Genomic DNA, 315 nt, shown 5'->3' with positions numbered 1-315 from the left:
TATGCGCGACACGCCGCCAACGTTCTGTCGCTGTATAAAAGCGTCGTCCTTTCAGTTGTCGCTGTCCAAAAACATCCCATAAACGAAAATCGACTCTCAAGCGTCCGTCATTTTCTCTTATCACTTGCCCAGTGACTAAACCTTGGGCTTTTATTTCTTGCCAATAAGGAAAATGGGGTTGACGGTTAGGGTTGGAGATTTTTTCTAAAAAAGAGGCCTTATCAAGTGGTAAAAAAAGTCCTGACCGTTCAAGATCTGCTGCCACCACCGCTGCAATCTTCAGTCCAATGGAATCGTTGGAAAAAAAGTCTGTAA

Annotated in this window: 1 pseudogene; it reads right to left on the bottom strand. The window is 44.1% G+C overall.

The features are described from left to right. Nucleotides 1-315: pseudogene (gene tolB / locus ACFINS_RS10790) on the bottom strand (Tol-Pal system protein TolB); the annotation flags it as partial.

Source organism: Bartonella sp. AA2SXKL, assembly GCF_042197205.1.
Lineage (GTDB): Bacteria > Pseudomonadota > Alphaproteobacteria > Rhizobiales > Rhizobiaceae > Bartonella.
The sequence above is the reverse complement of the archived record's forward strand: the minus strand, read 5'-3'. Positions and strand labels throughout refer to the sequence as shown.